Source organism: Mycobacterium hippophais (genome assembly GCF_027529605.1).
Lineage (GTDB): Bacteria > Actinomycetota > Actinomycetes > Mycobacteriales > Mycobacteriaceae > Mycobacterium > Mycobacterium arseniciresistens.
This window is the reverse complement of the sequence record NZ_JAPZPY010000006.1, coordinates 193,298-212,354: the sequence shown is the minus strand read 5'-3', so window position 1 is coordinate 212,354 and position 19,057 is coordinate 193,298. Positions and strand designations below refer to the sequence as shown.

Annotated in this window: 19 protein-coding genes; 7 read left to right on the top strand and 12 right to left on the bottom strand. The window is 68.9% G+C overall.

Annotated features, from left to right (window positions below):
- From O6P37_RS15420 to O6P37_RS15370, 11 genes are all read right to left on the bottom strand, one after another.
- Window positions 1-738 carry an amino acid ABC transporter ATP-binding protein gene (locus O6P37_RS15420; RefSeq protein ID WP_269894909.1) on the bottom strand — a complete coding sequence of 246 codons (738 nt, stop codon included), beginning with the start codon at window positions 736-738 and terminating at the stop codon, window positions 1-3.
- Window positions 738-2,522, bottom strand: a complete 1,785-nt coding sequence (locus tag O6P37_RS15415; RefSeq protein ID WP_269894908.1) for an ABC transporter substrate-binding protein/permease — start codon at window positions 2,520-2,522, stop codon at window positions 738-740. The genes O6P37_RS15420 and O6P37_RS15415 overlap by 1 nt, the downstream gene beginning before the upstream one ends.
- Window positions 2,523-2,567: 45 nt before the next feature.
- Window positions 2,568-3,233, bottom strand: coding sequence for a GntR family transcriptional regulator (locus O6P37_RS15410; protein WP_269894907.1), 666 nt, complete (start codon window positions 3,231-3,233; stop codon window positions 2,568-2,570).
- A 58-nt stretch (window positions 3,234-3,291) separates the two neighbouring features.
- Window positions 3,292-4,095, bottom strand: a complete 804-nt coding sequence (locus O6P37_RS15405; protein ID WP_269894906.1) for an LLM class F420-dependent oxidoreductase — start codon at window positions 4,093-4,095, stop codon at window positions 3,292-3,294.
- A 42-nt stretch (window positions 4,096-4,137) separates the two neighbouring features.
- Window positions 4,138-5,214: a hypothetical protein gene (locus tag O6P37_RS15400; RefSeq protein ID WP_269894905.1), complete on the bottom strand. Its 1,077-nt coding sequence runs from the start codon at window positions 5,212-5,214 to the stop codon at window positions 4,138-4,140.
- Between the two features lie 24 nt (window positions 5,215-5,238).
- A complete protein-coding gene (locus O6P37_RS15395) occupies window positions 5,239-7,308 on the bottom strand; it encodes a PhoX family protein (RefSeq protein WP_269894904.1) in 2,070 nt (689 codons plus the stop codon).
- A 118-nt stretch (window positions 7,309-7,426) separates the two neighbouring features.
- The gene (locus O6P37_RS15390) at window positions 7,427-7,738 is read right to left on the bottom strand and encodes a hypothetical protein (RefSeq protein WP_269894903.1); all 312 of its coding nucleotides are present in this window, start codon (window positions 7,736-7,738) and stop codon (window positions 7,427-7,429) included.
- A gap of 78 nt (window positions 7,739-7,816) precedes the next feature.
- A complete protein-coding gene (locus O6P37_RS15385; protein ID WP_269894902.1) occupies window positions 7,817-8,704 on the bottom strand; it encodes an alpha/beta fold hydrolase in 888 nt (295 codons plus the stop codon).
- 77 nt (window positions 8,705-8,781) lie between these two features.
- Window positions 8,782-9,858, bottom strand: coding sequence for an inositol-3-phosphate synthase (locus O6P37_RS15380; RefSeq protein ID WP_269894901.1), 1,077 nt, complete (start codon window positions 9,856-9,858; stop codon window positions 8,782-8,784).
- A gap of 55 nt (window positions 9,859-9,913) precedes the next feature.
- Window positions 9,914-10,459 (bottom strand): PadR family transcriptional regulator, encoded by a 546-nt coding sequence (locus O6P37_RS15375; RefSeq protein ID WP_264013465.1) that lies wholly within the window; start codon window positions 10,457-10,459, stop codon window positions 9,914-9,916.
- Window positions 10,460-10,594: 135 nt separating this feature from the next.
- Window positions 10,595-11,467, bottom strand: coding sequence for a DUF1707 SHOCT-like domain-containing protein (locus O6P37_RS15370; protein ID WP_269894900.1), 873 nt, complete (start codon window positions 11,465-11,467; stop codon window positions 10,595-10,597).
- Window positions 11,468-11,569: 102 nt separating this feature from the next.
- Here O6P37_RS15370 and O6P37_RS15365 point away from each other — a divergent pair, with 102 nt between their 5' ends.
- The 3 genes from O6P37_RS15365 to O6P37_RS15355 are packed head-to-tail and all read left to right on the top strand — an operon-like array spanning window position 11,570 to window position 16,236.
- Entirely contained in the window at window positions 11,570-11,995 is a 426-nt protein-coding gene (locus O6P37_RS15365) for a DUF5318 domain-containing protein (RefSeq protein WP_264013468.1), read from the top strand.
- On the top strand, window positions 11,988-14,558 hold the full coding sequence (locus tag O6P37_RS15360) for a transglycosylase domain-containing protein (RefSeq protein WP_408633178.1): 2,571 nt from the start codon (window positions 11,988-11,990) through the stop codon (window positions 14,556-14,558). Before O6P37_RS15365 ends, O6P37_RS15360 begins: the two co-directional genes overlap by 8 nt.
- Before the next feature lie 52 nt (window positions 14,559-14,610).
- Complete coding sequence (locus tag O6P37_RS15355; RefSeq protein ID WP_269894991.1) at window positions 14,611-16,236, top strand: glycosyltransferase family 87 protein; 1,626 nt, start codon at window positions 14,611-14,613, stop codon at window positions 16,234-16,236.
- Between the two features lie 82 nt (window positions 16,237-16,318).
- Here the strand turns inward: O6P37_RS15355 and O6P37_RS15350 are convergent, their stop codons facing one another.
- The gene (locus O6P37_RS15350) at window positions 16,319-16,990 is read right to left on the bottom strand and encodes a hypothetical protein (RefSeq protein WP_269894898.1); all 672 of its coding nucleotides are present in this window, start codon (window positions 16,988-16,990) and stop codon (window positions 16,319-16,321) included.
- 175 nt (window positions 16,991-17,165) lie between these two features.
- On the opposite strand from O6P37_RS15350, the gene rpsF reads away from it, so the two are divergent.
- The 4 genes from rpsF to rplI all read left to right on the top strand — a co-directional run bounded on the left by rpsF (window position 17,166) and on the right by rplI (window position 18,898).
- Window positions 17,166-17,456, top strand: a complete 291-nt coding sequence (gene rpsF, locus O6P37_RS15345; protein ID WP_264012658.1) for a 30S ribosomal protein S6 — start codon at window positions 17,166-17,168, stop codon at window positions 17,454-17,456.
- Window positions 17,457-17,578: 122 nt separating this feature from the next.
- Window positions 17,579-18,094, top strand: a complete 516-nt coding sequence (locus O6P37_RS15340) for a single-stranded DNA-binding protein (protein WP_269894897.1) — start codon at window positions 17,579-17,581, stop codon at window positions 18,092-18,094.
- 53 nt (window positions 18,095-18,147) lie between these two features.
- A complete protein-coding gene (gene rpsR, locus O6P37_RS15335; RefSeq protein ID WP_264012656.1) occupies window positions 18,148-18,411 on the top strand; it encodes a 30S ribosomal protein S18 in 264 nt (87 codons plus the stop codon).
- Between the two features lie 31 nt (window positions 18,412-18,442).
- Entirely contained in the window at window positions 18,443-18,898 is a 456-nt protein-coding gene (gene rplI, locus O6P37_RS15330; RefSeq protein ID WP_269894896.1) for a 50S ribosomal protein L9, read from the top strand.
- The last annotated feature ends 159 nt before the right edge of the window (window positions 18,899-19,057 follow it).

Below are 19,057 nucleotides of genomic sequence, written 5' to 3'. Positions count from 1 at the left end.
TCAGAGAATCTGTGAGAGGAAGCGGCGCAGCCGGTCGGTCTCCGCGGCGTCGAAGATCTGCTCGGGCGGACCCGACTCGACCACCTGCCCGTGGTCCATGAACACCACCGAATCCGCCGTCGACCTCGCGAAACCCATCTCGTGGGTGACCACCACCATGGTCATGCCGTCGGCGCCCAGGTCGGCGATCAGCGCCAGGATCCCCTTGACGAGCTCGGGGTCCAGCGCCGAGGTCGCCTCGTCGAAGAACATCACCTGCGGTGCCATCGCCAGCGCCCGCGCGATCGCGACCCGCTGCTGCTGACCGCCGGACAGCGTGCCCGGCCGCACGTCGGCCTTGTGCCGCAGGCCCACCCGGTCCAGCTGGGCGAGCCCCAGTTCGCGGGCGGTGTCGGCGGGCAGTTTCTTCAACCTGCGCGGCGCCATCGTGACGTTGTCCAGCACACTGCGGTGCGGGAACAGGTTGAACTGCTGGAACACCATGCCGATGCGCTGCCGGAGCTGGTCGGGGTTGTCCTTCAGCACCGAGCGGCCGTCGAGCAGGATGTCACCGCTGTCGGGTTCGTACAGCCGGTTCAGCACGCGCAGCAGCGTCGACTTGCCCGATCCCGACGGCCCGATCACCGTGGCGGTGCTGCCCGCGGGCACGTCGAGGTCGACCCCGCGCAGCACCGCGTTCGGCCCGAAGGCGAGGTGAACGTCGTTGCAGGCCAGCGACACCGGTTCGAAGTCGGGCATCAGATCATCTCCTGGTTCGCCGCCGGAGACAGTTCGGGGTCTTCGGCCCGTGCCTGTCTGCCGCGGCGCAGCCGGTTGTCGACGTAATTGACCAGGTGGGTCAGCGGAATGGTCAGCGCCAGGTACAGCAGCCCGGCGGCCACCAGCGGTGACAGGTTGCCGGTCTGCGCATTGAGGTCCCGCCCGACCTGGAACAGTTCGCGCTGGTTGGCGACCAGTCCGAGGAAGTACACCAGTGACGACGCCTTGAGCAGCGAGATGAACTGGTTCATCAGCGCGGGCAGCACCCGCCGCACACCCTGAGGGATCACCACCAGCTGCATCGACGTCGAATAGCTGAACCCCAGCGCCCGCGACGCCTCGAGCTGCCCCGCCTCGACGCTCTGGATGCCGGACCGGAAGATCTCGCCGGTGTACGCCGCGGCCATCAGACCCAGGGCCGCGATGCCGAGCGGGAACGGGTTGTTGCCGGTCAGCCCGCCGACCACCGGTCCGAGGCCGAGACCGATCAGCAGGATGATCACCACTTCGGGCAGGCCGCGGAAGATGTCGGTGTACACCCGCGCGGGCCAGCGCAGCAGGCGCGACCGCGAGATGCCTGCGATGGCCAGCGCCATGCCGAGCACCAGGCCGATGACGGCGGCGCTGACCGTCAGGATGAGCGTGTTGGGCAGCCCGGTCTTGAGCAGGTCGGGGAACGCCTGCTTGTACAGGTCCCAGTCGAGGAACGAGTCCTTCAGTTGTGCCAGAGTCGATTTCGGCGCGGCGGGCGCCGCGGCGGGCCGCTCCTGCTGGGCGGCGATGGCCGCGAAGTCGGGCAGCTGCGGCGCGGGCGCGGCCTTCGAGCCGGGCTTCCAGCCGGGCGGCAGCGCGCGTGGCACCCAGTCGGAGTACAGCCGCGACCAGGTGCCGTCGGCGATGATCGCGTCGAGCCCCGAGTTGAGCGCGTCGATCAGCGGCTGGTTCTCCTTGGCCACCGCCCAGGCGACGAAATTGTCCAGGCTGAAGGTGTTCTCGATGATCTGCGCGGGGTCGCCGGCCTGGACGGTGCCGGACGCCTGCTGCGAGGGCGCCACCCACGCGTCGATCTGCCGGGTCTTGAGGCTGGCGTAGACGGTGTTGTAGTCCGGGTACTTCACCGGGTCCAGTCCGAGCGTCTTGACGACGTACTCCTCCTGCACGGTGCCCTGCACGACGCCGATCCGCTGACCCGCCCGCAGGTCCGAGAAGCCGGTGATCGCCGATCCGCTCGGCACCACCAGCGAGAAGTAGCCGAAGTCGTAGCCGTTGGTGAACCCGACGGTCTGTCGCCGGGCGTCGGTGGTGGTGATCGACGACGAGCCGACGTCGAAGCGCCGCGCCGCGGTCTGGGCGAGCAGCCCGGAGAACTCGGTGCCCACGAACTCGACCCGCAGCCCCAGCTTGTCGGCGATCGCGCGCAGCAGTTCGTTGTCGAATCCGGTGAACTGTCCGGCGGAGTCGATGCAGATGCTCGGCGGCGCGTCGGACAACGTGCCGACCGTCAGCATGCCGGGGCGGCTCAGGTTCAGCCCGCCTATGTCGACGCGGTCCAGCGGTGTCACGTTCGGTGTGGTGTACCGGTCGGCGCCGGGACCCTGGTCCGCCGCAGCGAGGTTGGTCGGTAGCGCGCTGGCGCTCTGCACCCCCGGTGGCGCGCACTGATCGGTCTGCGCGGCGGCCGGTGCGGCGAACCCGAGGCCGGCGACCATGGCCCAGACCATCAGGACGGTCGCGGCCACCGCGGGAAGTCGTCGGGCGCTCATGAAGGCAACCTATCGGCCGCCCGCCTCAGGGTGCGCCGGTAGGCCTCAATGCGATCGCAAGTCGCCCAGGACGCCGCGGCGGGTCAGCTCGGCGATCATGATCGTGGCCATCAGCTCCGCCCGGTGCGCCCACACCGCCCGCGCCGCGTCGGGGTCGCCGTCGCGGATCGCGCGGTTCTCGTCCTCGTAGCCGGGCAGGAATTCCTGCTTGCTCTTCGGGTAGGTGGTCCAGAACTCCGACGGTGCGAAGCTCTGCGCAGCCCGGATCGCGGCCTGCAGCCGAGGGCCGGCGTACTCGTCGTTGACGGTGTCGCGGTAGTGCCAGCAGGCTTCCTGGAACGACCTCGGATCCTTCGCCGAACGCAGCGTGTGCAGCGCGCTGTCGAGCCGGGCGAGCACCCGCGGCGTGGGGTCCGTCGCGGCACGCGCGGCGGCGAGGCCGTTGAGGATCCCGTAGAGCTCGTGGTGTTCGCGCAATGCGGCCTCGTCGAACGGCTCGACGAACGCGCCGCGGTGGTACCTGGTCGACACGATGCCGTCGTGCTCGAGTTGCACCATCGCCTCCTGGATCGGCACCCGGCTCAGGCCGAGGTCCTTGGCGATCTCGTTGCGGTCGATGCGGTCACCGCCGCGCAGCTTGCCCGTCATCACCAGGTTGATGACGTGCGCGACAACCTGGTCCTTCTCTTTGACCCCGTACTTCTTCGGCATTCGCGCTGACCCCCCAGTCGGCTGGCGCTCAGTGTCTCACGGGGTCAGGCGGCCGAGGTCAGGCCGCCCGCTCGTCGCGCCACCGGCACAGCGCCTCGGCGGCTGACAGGTCGTAGTCGGGGCCGTTGACGCCGATGGTGAGCAGGGTGACGCCCAGCCCGACGAGCGCGTCGGCCTCGGCGAGCATCGCGTCGTGTCCGCGTTCGGGCACACCGGAGGAGCGTTCGACGGTCGACGGTTCGCGGCCGACGTCGGCGCAGTGCCGGTCGAGCACCTCGGCCTTGCCGGGGTAGGTGCTGCGGTCGGTGAAGCCGTGCCAGATGTCGGCGTACTCGGCGACCATGCGCAGCGTCTTCTTCTCGCCCTGCCCGCCGATCAGGATCGGGATGTCTCGGGTGGGCGCGGGGTTCAGCTTGGCCAGCCGGGACTTGATGCGCGGCAGCGCCGCCGCGAGGTCGTTCAACCGGCTGCCCGCGGTGCCGAAGTCGTAGCCGTACTCGTCGTAGTCCTTCTGCTTCCAGCCCGAACCGATGCCGAGGATCAGCCGGCCTTCGGAGATGTGGTCGACGGTGCGCGCCATGTCGGCGAGCAGTTCCGGGTTGCGGTAGGAGTTGCAGCTCACCAGCGCGCCGATCTCGATGCGCGAGGTCTGCTCGGCCCACGCGGCGAGCATGGTCCAGCATTCGTAGTGCGCGCCCTCGGGGTCGCCGTAGAGGGGGAAGAAGTGGTCCCAGTTGAAGGCGACGTCGACGCCGATGTCCTCGCAGCGCCGGACGGCGTCGCGGATGTGGCGGTATTCGGGGGAGTGCTGGGGCTGGAGCTGAACGCCGATGCGCACGGGGCGGGTTGAGGCTGAGGTCACCTCGCCACGGTAACCGCTGCCGGACAGCGGGCGCCGCGACGTTCAGCCGAATCGCAGCTGGATTCGATGGTCTTCGTCGGTGACGTAGTAGGTCTGTCCGCCTTCGACGGCGAGGCCTTCGACGTTGCGGAGGTCGGGGAAGTCGCGAACCAGCTCGGCGTGCACGGCGCCTGCGGGCTGGTCGTCACCGGGCAGGGTGAAGCGCCAGTGCGAACAGTGGGCGTCGGCGCCCTCGGGGTGATCTTCGAGCAGCACCGAGCCCTTGCCGGTCGCGTCGATCGAGCCGACGATCGCGTCGTAGACGTCGTCGCCCGACCGGGACAGGGCACGGAAGCCGACGAGCGCGCCCGGTGGGGACACCCCGGCCAGTTCCCAGACCCGGACGACGGTCGGCGCGTCGGCCTCACCGTCGAACATGGCGGGCACGCCGGACAGCTCGACGAGGATCGGCTCTCCTTCCGCGGTCGACGGGAAGCGCAGTGCCAGCAAGAGATTGCCGTTCGGGCGGAAGGCGGCGCCCTCGATGTTGATCGGCACGTCGCGCTCGGTCAACCGGTCGACCCAGCTCTTGTCGCGCTGGGTGCCGCGTTCGATGGTGCTGGCGATGAAGCGGGTGCGCACGGTGTCGCCCGGGGTGATCGCGACGACGTGGGACGCGTCGAGCGCATCGTTGATCAGCCGGTGCAGCCCGAACTTGTTGCGCCGGATGTCAAGGGGCAACTCGGCTTCGGGCACTGTGCGGTCGATCGACTGTTCGTCGAAGCGGGCGATGAAGGCGCGCTTGGCCTGCAGTGGTCCGCCCTTGGACCCGTAGTGCGACCCCACCACGTAGACCCAGCCGGCGTGCCGCGCGACCGCTTCGGCGTCCTCGGTGCGCCCCTTCTCCCGGCCGGCGACGGCAGGCAGCGGGTGGATGTCCCAGCCGCTGTCCGGCGCCGCGCCGCGGGCGTGGCCGAGCACGGCAATGCAGTCCTCGGCCGCACCTTCGTCGAGCACGGTCCAGAAGCCGAGGTCCCAGCCGTGTGCGTCCAGCAGCGCGTCGTTGTCGACGTGCACGAGGTCCGACGCCTCATTGCCCTCATGGGCGAGATCGATGCTGACGAGCCCTGCCGGTGACATCCGCCGATGCTAGCGGCCCGCCGCTCACACGCCGATTTGGCCGTCGGCCTTCCACACCGCGACCACCGACGGCCGCGCCGTGCCGTTGCCGCCCTCCGGCCAACGGGACTTCGGGTTGTCGATGCTGTTGTCGTCGAACTCGCCGGGATGCTGAACGCTGACGGTGACGAGGTCGTCGGTGATCACCGGGCCGCAGGTCTCCGCGCCGAGCGGCACGGTGAGGAACTGCTTGGTCTCCCCGCGGTTGGGCCCGTCAAGGGCGACGGCGAACAGGCCGTCGTTGGAGTCCAGCGCGTTGCCGTCGGTGGAGATCCACAGGTTGCCGTGGCTGTCGAACGCCAGGTTGTCCGGGCACGAGATCGGGCTGACCTTCGTCTTGTCGAACCCGGCGAAGTAGGTGTCGGCCGCGGCGGGGTCACCGCACACCAGGAGCAAGTCCCAGGTGAAGTCGGTGCCGGTGTGGTTGTCGGTGATCTCGAGGACCTGCCCGCTCTTGTTGTCGTTGCGCGGATTGGCCGCATCGACCGGCGCCTCACCCGGCGCGCCGCGCTCGTCGTTGTTGGTCAGCGCGACGTAGACCTTGCCCGTCTTCGGGTCGGCCTCGAAGTCCTCCGGGCGGTCCATCTTGGTGGCGCCGGCCTTGTCGGCGGCCATCCGGGTGAACACCGCCGCCTCCTGCGCGGTGATCCCGGGCACCAGCGACTCGGCCTGCCCGTTGGGGCCCGAGCGCAGCAGCGGCAGCCACGTGCCGGTGCCGCTGAACGAACCCTTGGCCGGCAGCTTGCCCGACCCGTCGATCTCGCCGGCCGGGATGTCGCTGGTCAACTTGGCGACGTACAGCGTGCCCTCGTCGAGGATGGCCATGTTGTTGGCCATGGCGGCCGGCTCGCGACCGGGCTGGATCTTGCGGCTCGAGACGAACTTGTACATGTAGTCGAAGCGTTCGTCGTCGCCGGTGTAGGCGACCACGGAACCGTCGCCGGTGACGTAGATGTTGGCGCCCTCGTGCTTGAGCCGGCCCATCGCGGAGTGCTTCACCGGCGTGGACGCCGGGTCCCACGGATTGAGTTCGACGACGTAGCCGAAGCGGTTCACCTCGTTGGGCGTCCTGGCCACGTCGAAGCGCGGATCGAAGGTCTCCCACAGCAGTTCGGACGGCTCGAGCGCGACGCCGTAGCGGTCCTGGCGGTCGGCGTCCACCGGGCTGGGCTTCGGTGAACCCTCCGCCGCCCCGAAGTAGGAGTGGAAGTTCTCCTCGCCGGACAGCACGGTGCCCCACGGGGTGACGCCGCCGGCACAGTTGGCGAACGTGCCGAGCACGGTCCGGCCGGTCGGGTCGGCCGCCGTCTTGACGAAGTCGGTGCCCGCGGCGGGGCCGGTCAGCGTGAATGGGGTGTCGGCGGTGATGCGGCGGTTGTAGCGGCCCATCACCGGGCGCAGGCCGCCGCCGGGCGCCCGCTCGACCTCGACGACGCCCATGCCGATCGCGGCGATCTCGATGTCGAACTGCTCGCGCGTCGGGGCGTCGGCTTTGTAGCCGGGGAACATGAACTGCGGCGTGACGTACTCGAAGTTGGTGACCAGCAGGAAGTGGCCGGGTGTGCCGTCAACCGGGAGCAGCGCGGCGAAGTCGTTGTTGAAGCCGAACTGTCCGCGCTGGGCGGCGGCGGTCTGCTTGGTGACGTCGAACTTCGGCGCACCGGGCAGCACCGGGTCGCCCCAGCTGATCACGACGCCCTGCTGATAGCCCTCGGGCACGACGACGGCGTCCTCGCTGTTGGGGGCGACGGCGCTGAACTTCATCCCCGGCGGCGTCTCGGGTGGAGCGGACGTGGTGGGGGAGCCCTGGGGCGCATCCTCGGTGCCGCAGGCCGCGAGCACGGATCCCGCGCCGACGGCCAGCACGGTCACGCCGGTGGCCCGGATCATCGAGCGGCGGGAGACCGCCTTGACGATGTCGCCGAAGTACTCGTTGTCGCTGGTGTTCGGCGCAGGCTTGGAGCAGGCGTCACCGCACTTGTAGCGGCAGGTGATGTGTTGTCGCGAGGACCGGCCGTCGTGGGAGACGAACAGGTTCAGTGGCACAAGCGCCATGGGGGCAGTTTCCTTCCACTCACCGGCCGCGGGCTGGGCGGTCGGGACCAGCCGAAACCTACGGCAGGCGGGTCGACGTCCGGGAAGCATTGGGTGAACAGCAGGCGACGTGTGGCCCTCACGGCGTGCGGATGCGGAGCTCGAGCCGGTCGGCCCGTAGGCAGACCACCTCGATGACACGGTGCCAGTCGCCGATGGTCAGCTCGAGTTGCCGCATCGCCGCGTCGACGGTCCACGAGCCGGGCCTGCCGTTGACGTCGGGCGTCGACGGACCCCAGTCGAGGAAGGTGCCGTCGGCGCCGAACTCGACGCCGCCGCGGCGGCGGGACGGCGGGAAGTCGTAGTCGTCGGGTCGGTACACCCGGATGCCTTCGTGGTCCTCTTCGAAGGAGTGGCGCCAGCGGCCCTCCATGGCGGTCACTGCGCGCATCCACTGGCGGTCATGTTCGCTCCCGTCGATCGTCTCCCGACGATCACACGGCGGCACCCGCACGACGTGAGTAGTGGACTACGCGAGCTCTTCGCGCAGGATCTCGATCAGTCGGAGCGGCTGGTCGCCCTGCACCGAGTGCCCGGAATCGGCGACGACGACGGTGCGTAGGAAGCCGGGTGCGTTGCGGCTGAACGCCTCGGCGTCCTCGTCGTTGACGAAGTGCGAGTTCGCGCCGCGCACCAGCGTGGTGGGCATGGTCAGGGCGGGGACGTCGTCCCACAGCCCCTCGAAGCCGTCGCCGGTGCGGAAGGAGTCGTACCGCCACGTCCAGGTGCCGTCGTCGAGCTGCTTCGTGTTGTGGAACACGCCGCGCCGCAACGATTTCGGGTCGCGATGCGGGGCCGCGGCGACGGTGACGTCGAGCATCGCCTTGAAGCTCGGGAAGGTGCGGTCACCCTGGACCAGCGCGACGGTGCCCTTCTGCGCATCGGTCATCTCGGTGTGCCGCTCGGGCGCCGACGGCGTGACGTCGACCAGCACCAGCCGGGGCACGAGGTCGGGTTCGGCGGCGGCCAGCCGGATGGCGGTGAGGCCGCCGAGCGACATCCCGACGATCAGGTCGGCCGACGCCGCGAGCTCACGCAGCACCGGCGCGATCGCGACGGCGTTCTCCCGCGGGCCGTAGTCGCCGTCCTCGCGCCACGCGGACCGGCCGTGGCCGGGCAGGTCGATTGCCAGGGCGGGTTGCCCCAGTCCCAGGATCACGGTGTCCCAGGTGTGCGCGTTCTGCCCGCCGCCGTGCAGGAACACCACGCGCGGCGGTGCGTCGCCGAACTTCAGCGCGCTGATCCCGCCGCGGTCGACGCGCTGCGCCGGAGGAATCTCGGAGACGCCCGCCTGCTCGGCGTTCTCGGGCAGCAGCGCGAACTCGTCGAGCGTCGGCAGTTGATCGTCGGTGATCACGCCACGACCCTATAACGCGAAATGTGGAGCCCCAGCCGCGCTGAGCGCGGGCGGGACTCCACAAATCGCGAAAGAATTCAGCCTTCGATGAAGCTCTCGAGCTGCGTGCGGGCGATGTCGTCCGGCAGCTGCTGCGGCGGGCTCTTCATCAGGTACGCCGAGGCGGCGACGACGGGGCCGCCGATGCCGCGGTCCTTGGCGATCTTGGCGGCGCGCACCGCGTCGATGATGACGCCGGCGGAGTTCGGCGAGTCCCACACCTCGAGCTTGTACTCCAGGTTCAGCGGCACGTCACCGAAGGCGCGGCCCTCGAGGCGCACGTAGGCCCACTTGCGGTCGTCGAGCCAGCCGACGTGGTCGGACGGTCCGATGTGGACATCCTTGGTGTTGAACTCGCGCTGCAGGTTGGAGGTGACGGCCTGGGTCTTGGAGATCTTCTTGGACTCCAGCCGCGAACGCTCGAGCATGTTGAGGAAGTCCATGTTGCCGCCGACGTTGAGCTGCATCGTGCGGTCGAGCTGCACGCCGCGGTCCTCGAACAGCTTGGCCATCACGCGGTGGGTGATGGTGGCGCCGACCTGGCTCTTGATGTCGTCGCCGACGATCGGCACACCGGCGTCCTCGAACTTCTTCGCCCACACCGGGTCGCTGGCGATGAACACCGGCAGCGCGTTGACGAATGCCACGCCGGCGTCGATCGCGCACTGGGCGTAGAACTTGTCGGCCTCTTCGGAGCCCACCGGCAGGTAGGACACCAGCACGTCGACGCGGGCGTCTTTGAGCGCCTTGACGACGTCGACGGCCTCGGTGTCGGACACCTCGATGGTCTCGGCGTAGTACTTGCCGATCCCGTCGAGCGTCGGGCCGCGCTGCACCGTCACGTTGGTCGGCGGCACGTCGGCGATCTTGATCGTGTTGTTCTCCGACGCGAAGATCGCCTCGGACAGGTCGAACCCGACCTTCTTGGCGTCGACGTCGAATGCGGCGACGAACTTGACGTCGCGCACGTGGTACTGGCCGAGTTTGACGTGCATCAGACCGGGCACGGTGGCCGTCTCATCGGCATCGTGGTAGTACTGCACGCCCTGCACCAATGAGGACGCGCAATTGCCCACACCGACGATGGCGACCCTGACTTCGGTGTTCTCAGTCATGACGACGTTCTCCCTCTCGATACTGAATTCGGTACTGCTCAGCTGTATTGGTTTCTCACGCGTTGTCAGCGCGCCCCTGGCCCTGACGTTCTGCCGCGATCAGCTCGTTGAGCCACTTCACTTCTCGTTCGCTGGACTCCAGCCCGAGCTGATGCAGCTGGCGGGTATAGCGATCGAATGAGCTGCTGGCCCGTGCAACTGCTTCACGCAGGCCTTCCCGGCGTTCCTCCACCTGACGACGGCGCCCCTCGAGGATCCGCATCCGGGCCTCGGCCGGGGTGCGGTTGAAGAAGGCCAGGTGCACTCCGAATCCGTCGTCGGAGTAGTTCTGGGGACCGGTGTCGGCGACGAGTTCGGTGAACCGCGCCTTACCGGTGTCGGTGAGCCGGTAGACCCGCCGTGCGCGGCGGCGCGTGAGCGTGCCCTCGGGCGCGGCGTCCTCGGCGATGAGGCCGTCGGCCTGCATGCGCCGCAGCGCCGGGTAGAGCGAACCGTAGGAGAACGCCCGGAAAGCGCCGAGTAAACCGGTCAGGCGTTTGCGCAACTCGTAGCCGTGCATGGGCGACTCGAGCAGAAGGCCCAGAATGGCGAGCTCCAGCATCGATTCACCCCCTTCGGCAGAAATTTGCTCGCGCCGTTACGACGCTTCAACACCTCGGCCAACTGTATCGCGCCGATATATATACCGCTACATCAGCGCGCACATTCGTTCACCCGCGGTTCACCCGCACGGGCGTCAGGAAGCTGGGTAGACGTCCTTGAGTTCGCCGTCGGGGGTGAGCGTGAAGTGCCCGTCTTTGAACTCGCCGTCCACGTAGACCATGAGCTTGACGTCGCCGGGCGTGAGCGGATCGTTGGAGGGACTGATGTCCAGCCGCAGTTCGGCCGGATCGTTGGCCGGCAGGCCGACCGTCTGCGGTCCGCCGCGCATCGCCCCGAGCACCGCCTCGACGTTGAACCTGGCCAGGTCGATCGGGCGGGCGGCGTCGGCGGTGTTGGTCTCCGACGGATCGTCACTCCAGCCGCCGCTGTAGGTGTACTGCAGCGTGCGGCGGGCGTCGCGGGGGTCGGGGATCCGCAGATAGGCCTGGTCGGGCCGGATGTCGAGGTCGAAGCCCTCGGTGTTGCCGAACTTCTTGCGCATCTGCTCGAAGAGGCCGTTGATGCCGCCGAGTGACAGCAGCTGCCGCGGCGGGGTGAGCACACGCGCCGGTATGCCGTCGGCCTTCGCGCCAGGATCGGTCTCGAAGCTCAGTGGCGAACTGGTGTTGCCGTACAGCCCCCAGCCGACGGCGATGCCGAAGACCACCAGCACCGCGGCGGTGGCGAGGCGCAGGCCCCAGCCGGCGCCGGTGCCGGGCTGGGGCAGCTTGCGGGGCTCCTTGAGATCGCGCATCTGCGCCGGTGCGGCGGTCTGCAGATCGCTCATCAACGCCTGCAGGTCGCCGAGGGTGGCGGCATTGGTGGCGGCCTTCACCCGTTCGCCGTGCTCGGTCATCGACAGCTGTCCTTCGGCCAGCGCGGTGTCGAGCACCTTGCACGTGTCGTTCCGGTCGGTGTCCCTCGCTCGGGTGCCAGACGTCCGCCGCCCCGATCCCGCTGTCGCCACGACGATGATCGTAGGGCCATCGGCGCAGTCCAGACGGGTCAACCCGGACGTGCCGATGCAGTCGGCCTTCGGTGGTCGTGGCCCCGACGTACTCTGGTCTCCGTGCGACTGCAGCGACAGGTGGTGGACTACGCCCTTCGGCGGCGGTCTCTGCTGGCCGAGGTGTACTCGGGCCGCACCGGTGTCTCGGAGGTCTGCGACGCCAATCCTTATCTGCTGCGGGCCGCGAAGTTCCATGGCAAGCAGAGCTCGGTGATGTGCCCGATCTGTCGCAAGGAGCAGCTGACCCTGGTGTCGTGGGTGTTCGGCGATCACCTCGGCGCGGTGTCGGGGTCGGCGCGTACCGCCGAGGAGCTCGTGCTGCTGGCGACCCGATTCGACGAATTCTCGGTACACGTGGTGGAGGTATGCCGGACCTGCGAGTGGAATCACCTGGTGAAGTCATATGTGCTCGGCGCGATTCCGCCCCCGAAGAAGTCGCGCGGCACCCGAACGGCGCGCAGTCGTGCGCGCACGGCCAGTGAATAGCGAAGGGCGCCACGACCGGTCAGCCAGCGATCCCCGCAAGGGGCAGGCGGCTGAGCGCGGCGGTGCGCCTACACCTGGTTCTCCGAGTGGTCCGCCGCCGTGGGGGCGTTCCCCGCGGCCCGGTCAGGGCCCGGCCCGCCGGCCCGGTCCGCCCGACCGTCCGCGCCGCCCGCGTTCAGGGGCGCCCGCCGACGACGGGATGACGGCGGTGCTGCCGGTCGTCCACGCCGGTGCGCCGCCGACGCGCGATCCCATCGACGTGGTGAAGGCCGCCCTAGACGGCACGCCTCCGCCACCGCCGCCGCGCCGCCGGGGCCGCGGCAGTGGTGACGGGCCGTCGGACCCGCCTCCCGGCGGGACGCCGAGCTGGCGTGAGCAGATCAACTGGAGGTGGGTGCGGCGCGGGCTGATCGTGGCCGCCGCGGTGCTGATCCTGCTGCCGCTGATCACGTTCGGCATGGCCTACATGATCGTCGACGTGCCCAAACCCGGCGACATCCGGACGAATCAGGTGTCGACGATCCTGGCCAGCGACGGCAGCGAACTCGCCAAGATCGTGCCGCCGGAGGGCAACCGTGTCGACGTCACCATCGACCAGATCCCGGTCTCGATGCGCGACGCCGTGATGGCCGCCGAGGACCGCGACTTCTACTCCAATCCCGGCTTCTCCTTCACCGGGTTCCTGCGCGCCTTCAAGAACAACATCTTCGGCGGCGACGTGCAGGGCGGCTCGACGATCACCCAGCAGTACGTGAAGAACGCGCTCGTCGGTTCGGAGCGCTCCGGGCTGGGCGGTGTCACGCGCAAGGCCAAGGAACTGGTCATCTCGACGAAGATGTCGAGTGAGTGGTCCAAGGACCAGGTGCTGCAGTCCTACCTGAACATCATCTACTTCGGCCGGGGCGCCTACGGCGTGGCGGCCGCGTCCACCGCCTACTTCGGCAAGCCCGTCGAGCAGCTGACGGTGGCCGAGAGCGCACTGCTGGCCGCGCTCATCCAACGGCCGTCGACGCTGGATCCCGCGGTCGATCCCGAGGGCGCCGCGGAGCGGTGGAACTGGGTGCTCGACGGCATGGTCGAGATCGGTGCGCTGTCGGCCGCCGACCGGGCCGCCCAGGTGTTTCCGCCGACGGTGCCGCCGGAGCAGGCGCGCGCGCAGAACCAGACCACCGGGCCCAACGGTCTGATCGAGCGCCAGGTGACCAAGGAACTGCTGGAACTGTTCGACATCAACGAGCAGACGCTCAACACCGAGGGCCTGCAGATCACCACCACCATCGACCCGAAGGCGCAGAGGGCCGCCGAGGAGGCGGTCACCGAGAACCTGGACGGTCAGGATCCGGACATGCGCTCGGCGGTGGTGTCGATCGACCCGAAGACCGGCGGGGTCAGGGCCTACTACGGCGGTTCGGACGCCAACGGCTTCGACTTCGCGCAGGCGGGGCTGCAGACCGGTTCGTCGTTCAAGGTGTTCGCGCTGATCGCCGCGCTGCAGCAGGGGATCGGCCTCGGCTATCAGGTCGACAGCTCACCGGTGAGCGTCAACGGCATCGAGATCAGCAACGTCGAGGGCAACAGCTGCGGCACCTGCAACATCGCCGAGGCGCTCAAGCGGTCGCTGAACACCAGCTACTACCGGCTGATGCTGAAGCTGAAGAACGGCCCGCAGGACGTGGCCGACGCCGCGCACCAGGCCGGCGTCGCGGAGAGCTTCCCCGGCGTCGAGCACACCTTGAGCGAGGACGGCCAGGGCGGCCCGCCGAACAACGGCATCGTGCTCGGGCAGTACCAGACCCGGGTGCTCGATATGGCGTCGGCGTACGCGACGATCGCGGCGTCGGGCGTCTACCGCAAGCCGCACTTCGTGCAGAAGGTGGTCAACTCCCAGGGCGACGTGCTCTTCGACGCCTCGCAGGAGAGCAACGACGGCGAGCAGCGCATCGACAAGAACGTCGCCGACAACGCGATCTCGGCGATGCAGCCGATCGCGGGTTACTCCAACGGCCACAACCTGGCCGGCGGCCGACCCTCGGGGGCGAAGACGGGCACCGTGCAGCTGGGTGACACCGGCGACAACCGGGACGCCTGGATGGTGGGATTCACGCCGTCGCTGTCGACGGCGGTCTGGGTCGGTACCACCGAGGGCACCAAGCCCCTGCAGACGTCGGGCGGGTCGGCGATCTACGGATCCGGTCTGCCGTCGGACATCTGGAAAGAGACGATGGACGGCGCGCTGGAGGACACCGAAGAGGAGTCGTTCCCCAAGCCCGAGGAGATCGGCGGCTACGCCGGCGTGCCGCAGGCTCCGCCGCCCCCGTCGTCGACCGTCCCGCCGACGCCGTCGATGACCGTCATCCAGCCGACGCTCGAGGTCGCGCCGGGCATCACCATCCCGATCGGCCCGCCCAGCACCGTCCCGATCGGTCCGCCTGTGCCGGGTGCGCCGCCCGTGCCGGGTGCGCCGCCCGTGCCGGGTGCGCCGACCCCGGTGCCCGATCCGGGTGCGGCCGTTCCGCCGCCGCCCGGCGCGCCAGGATTCCCCGGCCAGCCGCCGCCTCCGTGACGGACGCCGCCCCGTGACGGACGACGCCGCGGTGACGGATGCCGAGGGACCGGTGTCCGCCGGCTCAGCCGAGTCCCCGGCGCCGCTGGCCGACGACCGCCGCAGCGCCGACGACCGCGACCTGCCCAGCCGCAACGACATTCTCGGCGCGGCGCTGTCCGGTGTCGTGGGTGGGCCGGTGGGCCGGCACGCGCTGATCGGGCGGCAGCGGTTCTTCACGCCGCTTCGGGTGATGCTCGCGATCGCGGTGGTGTTCATGGCGTTGGGCTACACCACCAAGGCGGCGTGCCTGCAGACCGTCGGCGACGGGCCCGCCGATCAGCGGGTGGCCAACTGGCAGAACAACAGGGCCTACTACGAGCTCTGTTACTCCGACACGGTGCCGCTCTACACCGCCGAACTGCTGAATCAGGGCAAGTTCCCGTACAAGTCGAGCTGGATCGAGACCGACGCGTCGGATGAACCGCGCATCCAGTACAACGGCGAGATCGCGGTGCGCTACATGGAGTATCCGGTGCTCACCGGCCTCTACCAGTACTTGTCGATGGCGCTGGCGAAGACGTACACGGCGGTGTCGGCGACGGTGTCGCTGCCGCTGATCGCCGAGGTGGTGATGTTCTTCAACATCGCCGCGTTCGGGCTGGCGCTGGCGTGGTTGGCGACGGTGTGGGCGACGTCGCAGCTGGCGGGCCGCCGGGTGTGGGACGCCGCGCTGGTGGCGGCGTCGCCGCTGCTGATCTTCCAGATCTTCACCAACTTCGACGCGCTGGCCACGGCGTTCGCAGTGGGCGCGATGCTGGCCTGGGCGCGCCGAAGACCGGTGCTCGCCGGGGTGTTGATCGGGCTCGGCGTGGCGGCGAAGCTCTATCCGCTGCTGCTGCTGGTGGCGCTGGTGCTGCTGGCGCTGCGCACGGGCCGGATGCGGGAGGTGGCCAAGACCGCGGGCACGGCGGCGCTGACGTGGCTGCTGGTCAACCTCCCGATCATGGTGCTGTTCCCGCGCGGCTGGTCGGAGTTCTTCCGGCTCAACACCCGTCGCGGCGACGACATGGATTCGCTGTACAACGTGGTGAAGTCGTTCACCGACTGGCGGGGCTTCGACCAGGGGCTGGGGTTCTGGGAACCGCCGACGGTGTTGAACACCGTCACCTTCGTGTTGTTCGCGTCGTGCTGCATCGCGATCGGGTACATCGCGCTGACGGCGCGGCAGCGTCCGCGGGTGGCGCAGTTGGCGTTCCTGGTGGTCGCGGCGTTCCTGCTGACGAACAAGGTGTGGAGTCCGCAGTTCTCCCTGTGGCTGGTGCCGCTGGCGGTGCTCGCGTTACCGCACCGGCGAATCCTGTTGGCATGGATGACGATCGACGCTCTGGTGTGGGTGCCCCGGATGCTGTACCTCTACGGCGAGCAGAACCGCGGACTGCCCGAGCAGTGGTTCACCACGACGGTGCTGCTACGCGACATCGCAGTGATCGCGTTGTGCGCGTTGGTGATCCGGCAGATCTACCGGCCGCAGCTCGACCTGGTGCGATACGGCGGACGGGTCGACGACCCTGCGGGTGGGGTGTTCGACGGGGCTCCGGACGCGCCGCCACGCTGGTTGCCCGACTGGCTGCGGCCGCACCCGCGGATCGGGCCGTCCCAGCCGCCGCTGTCGGACCGGGCGACCGTCGACGCCTGACGGCCTTCCTGCCGCGAGTGTGAAACGTCGGCGACTTTCGGGGACTTTTCTCGCCAGGGATTCACACTCGGCGGGCGGCCGCTCAGCCGCGGTAGGCCGCAGGCACATTCGGTCTCGCGCGGATCCACGCGGCGGTCGACGGCCGCAGTGCCAGCACGAGCGTCAGGACCGGAAACGCGACTCCGAGGAAGACGGGGCCGCCGTAGATGGCGACGATGGCTCCGGCTGCGGCGGCTTCACCGTCGGCTTTGCTCAGAAGTGTCATGAAGAGAATCACGAACAGCACGCTCGTGAGGATGGCGATGGCGCAGCCGGCGACCACGAGCCATCGGCCCACCATCTTGCGCTGAAACAGCGTCAGGGCTCCGACCGCCAGCATGATCCCGGCGACGATGACGGCCACGCCGACGATGACGAAGATCACGTCGCCCGCGTTGAAGGAGCGTGACGGTGTGGTGCCCAAAGTTGGGCGGGGATCGGGCGAGCCGGCCGCCGTCAGTACCAGCATGCCGAAGCCGAGCATGGCGAGCGCGCCGAGTCCTGCGAGCACAGCCGCGGCGTTCGCCGTGCCGCCGCTCGGACCGGCGGGCCGCCTCGGTGGGTACTGATAACCGCCGGAGTAGCCGTGCTGCGGATAGCCCTGCTGTGGGTAGCCGGGCTGCTGCGGATAGCCGGGTTGCTGCGGGTAGCCCTGCTGCGGGTAGCCGGGCTGTCCCGGAGTTCCCTGACCGTAGGGCCCGTACGGATAGTTCACTCAACCCCCTCGACGACGCGTGAGGCCAGCCTATCGGCGGTCGACCGGGTGGCCGTGCACGGATTTCGCAGCTCAGGCCGCTGTCCTGTAGCCTGGGCCGGTTGCCGACGCAGGCGACCCTCCTGCCACGGACAGTCCGTGGCCGCACACGACCATAGGAGGTGATGGGTTCCTTATGCGTCCATACGAAATCATGGTCATCCTCGACCCCACGCTCGATGAGCGGACAGTGTCCCCCTCGCTGGAGACGTTCCTGAACGTCATCCGCAAGGACGGCGGCACGGTCGACAAGGTCGACATCTGGGGCCGGCGCCGCCTGGCCTACGAGATCGCCAAGCACGCCGAGGGCATCTACGCCATCGTCGACGTGAAGGCCGAGCCGGCCACGGTGTCCGAGCTGGATCGCCAGCTCAACCTGAACGAGTCCGTGCTGCGGACCAAGGTGATGCGGACCGACAAGCACTAAGTCGCTTGACGGCCTGTGCGCGTCGGGGCAGTTCCGTAGGCTCGCCTGCGACTGCTGTCCAACGCGTACACCGCCCGCGATGAGCGCTTGCGCGAAGAGCTGACAACCAACAGGAGGACTTCGTGGCTGGTGACACCGTCATCACGGTCATCGGAAACCTGACCGCCGACCCCGAACTGCGGTTCACCCCGTCGGGCGCGGCCGTCGCGAACTTCACGGTCGCGTCGACCCCGCGCATGTTCGACCGTCAGACCAACGAATGGAAAGACGGCGAGGCGTTGTTCCTGCGCTGCAACATCTGGCGCGAGGCCGCGGAGAACGTGGCCGAGAGCCTCACCCGCGGTTCGCGGGTGATCGTGCAGGGCCGGCTCAAGCAGCGCTCGTTCGAGACGCGCGAGGGTGAGAAGCGCACCGTGGTGGAGCTCGAGGTCGACGAGATCGGCCCGTCGCTGCGCTACGCGACCGCCAAGGTCAACAAGGCCAGCCGCAGCGGCGGCGGTGGTGGCGGCGGCTTCGGTTCCAGCGGCGGCAGTGGCGGTGGCGGCAACTCGCGCCCGGCCGAGCCCAAAGACGATCCGTGGGGCAGCGCGCCTGCGTCGGGTTCATTCTCCGGCGCGGACGACGAACCGCCCTTCTAGACAACACATATCAGCGGACTGCGATCCGCGAACTTTGAGAAAGAGAAAGACACATGGCCAAGTCCTCCACCAAGCGGCGGCCGGCACCCGAGAAGCCGGTCAAGACCCGCAAGTGCGTGTTCTGCTCCAAGAAGGGCAAGAACCAGATCATCGACTACAAGGACACGCAGCTGCTGCGTACCTACATCAGTGAGCGCGGCAAGATCCGTGCCCGCCGCGTGACCGGCAACTGCGTCCAGCACCAGCGCGACATCGCGATCGCGGTCAAGAACGCCCGCGAGGTCGCGCTGCTGCCGTTCAGCGCGTCGACGCGGTAGTCCCGGCCCGATAGAACGAAAGACTGAAGAGATGAAGCTCATTCTCACTGCTGACGTCGACAACCTGGGCGTGCCCGGGGACACCGTCGAGGTCAAGGACGGCTACGGCCGCAACTTCCTGCTGCCCCGTGGTCTGGCCATCGCCGCGTCGCGCGGCGCCGAACGACAGGCCGACGAGATCCGCCGGGCCCGCGAGCTGAAGACGGTTCGCGGTCTGGAGCACGCCAACGAGCTCAAGATCGCGCTCGAGGGCCTCGACACGGTGGATCTGCCCGTCAACGCCTCGGCCGAGACCGGCAAGCTGTTCGGTTCGGTCACCGCGACGTCCGTCGTGGCGGCGATCAAGAAGGCCGGCGGCCCGAACCTCGACAAGCGGACCGTGTCGCTGCCCAAGGCCCACATCAAGGCGCTCGGCGAGCACCCGGTGACCGTGCGTCTGCACCCCGACGTCCAGGCCACCGTCACGCTCAACGTCGTCGCCCAGTAATAACGCACGCGACAATACGCCCGGGTTGGGACCCTCGAGGTCCCGGCCCGGGCGTAGCTGTGCGCGCTGGCGAACAATGTGCTATTGGTCGCGCACAGCGAAGATAACCGGCCGTTAACCTCGGTGGCGCTGGGGCGAAACACAACACGCCCGAGTCGG

Coding starts and splice junctions, on each gene's coding strand:
- O6P37_RS15410 (WP_269894907.1), bottom strand. CDS start 3,233: ATGCCGAAGAAGTACGGGGTCAAAGAGAAGGACCAGGTTGTCGCGCAC.
- O6P37_RS15395 (WP_269894904.1), bottom strand. CDS start 7,308: ATGGCGCTTGTGCCACTGAACCTGTTCGTCTCCCACGACGGCCGGTCC.
- O6P37_RS15415 (WP_269894908.1), bottom strand. CDS start 2,522: ATGAGCGCCCGACGACTTCCCGCGGTGGCCGCGACCGTCCTGATGGTC.
- O6P37_RS15400 (WP_269894905.1), bottom strand. CDS start 5,214: ATGTCACCGGCAGGGCTCGTCAGCATCGATCTCGCCCATGAGGGCAAT.
- O6P37_RS15375 (WP_264013465.1), bottom strand. CDS start 10,459: ATGCTGGAGCTCGCCATTCTGGGCCTTCTGCTCGAGTCGCCCATGCAC.
- rpsF (WP_264012658.1), top strand. CDS start 17,166: ATGCGTCCATACGAAATCATGGTCATCCTCGACCCCACGCTCGATGAG.
- O6P37_RS15390 (WP_269894903.1), bottom strand. CDS start 7,738: ATGCGCGCAGTGACCGCCATGGAGGGCCGCTGGCGCCACTCCTTCGAA.
- rpsR (WP_264012656.1), top strand. CDS start 18,148: ATGGCCAAGTCCTCCACCAAGCGGCGGCCGGCACCCGAGAAGCCGGTC.
- rplI (WP_269894896.1), top strand. CDS start 18,443: ATGAAGCTCATTCTCACTGCTGACGTCGACAACCTGGGCGTGCCCGGG.
- O6P37_RS15380 (WP_269894901.1), bottom strand. CDS start 9,858: ATGACTGAGAACACCGAAGTCAGGGTCGCCATCGTCGGTGTGGGCAAT.
- O6P37_RS15420 (WP_269894909.1), bottom strand. CDS start 738: ATGCCCGACTTCGAACCGGTGTCGCTGGCCTGCAACGACGTTCACCTC.